This window comes from Mesorhizobium sp. 2RAF21 (assembly GCF_052115345.1).
In the GTDB taxonomy this organism is placed as follows: Bacteria; Pseudomonadota; Alphaproteobacteria; order Rhizobiales; family Rhizobiaceae; genus Mesorhizobium; species Mesorhizobium terrae.
The window spans coordinates 1-1,008 of record NZ_JBFRGM010000054.1 but is presented as its reverse complement, the minus strand read 5'-3'; the positions used below and the strand labels follow the sequence as shown (position 1 = coordinate 1,008).

The 1,008-nt window shown below is 31.2% G+C and carries 1 protein-coding gene; it reads left to right on the top strand.

All coding sequences use genetic code 11. From position 1 onward, the window contains the following. Positions 1–344 precede the first annotated feature (344 nt). The coding region (locus AB4136_RS33340; RefSeq protein WP_441932342.1) for a replication initiation factor domain-containing protein at positions 345–1,008 on the top strand (664 nt) is incomplete at its 3' end.

Sequence of the window (1,008 nt, the reverse complement as noted above, 5' to 3'; positions counted from 1 at the left end):
GCATTATCTTTTGCACAAGTAGTAGTACAGTCATTTATAGTTTATTATGCTTACAAGCAATATAAATTATCTAAAGAAAATTAATTTTTGATTATGTAATAAGTTTTGGTACTAAAAAAGACTTGATCTGATTAGACCAAGCCTTTTGATAGTGTTATATTAATAAACAAATAAAAAGAAGTCGCTCACCCACCGACCAAAGTTTGTGAACGACAATCCTAAAAGAAAACATGAGTTGTTTTTTATGAATTTGTATATTTAAATACTAAACGATATTTAAATATACATCAAGATAAATATTCGGGTGGGCGACTTCTTAAATTAAATTAAGGAGTCGATTTTTTATGAGTAGAAAAGAGCAAGAAATTCATTCAAAGCAAAGCACATTACAAGAAGTTACAAATTACACCTCAACCGGATACTCTAATAGCCGGTTAGGAGTGCATTCTGTGCACCCACAAAATCCTAAATTAAGTTTTGACGCTATGACAATAGTTGGAAATCTCAGTCGTGACAACGCTCAAAAGCTATCGTCATTTATGAGTATCGAACCACAAATTMGACTTTGGGATATACTACAAACGAAATTTAAAGCTAAAGCRCTGCAGGAAAAAGTTTATATCGAATACGACAAAGTAAAAGCAGATACATGGGATAGACGTAATATGCGTGTTGAATTTAATCCRAATAAACTTACRCATGAAGAAATGCTTTGGTTAAAACAAAACATYATCRACTAYATGGAAGATGACGGTTTTACAAGAWTAGAYTTAGCYTTTGATTTTGAAGATGATTTAAGTAATTATTATGCAATGACTGATAAAGCAGTTAAGAAAACTGTATTTTATGGTCGTGACGGGAAACCAGAAACAAAATATTTTGGCGTTCGTGATAGTGATAGATTTATTAGAATTTATAACAAAAAACAAGAACGTAAAGATAACGCAGATGTCGAAGTTATGTCTGATCACTTATGGCGTGTAGAAATTGAACTTAAAAGAGATATGG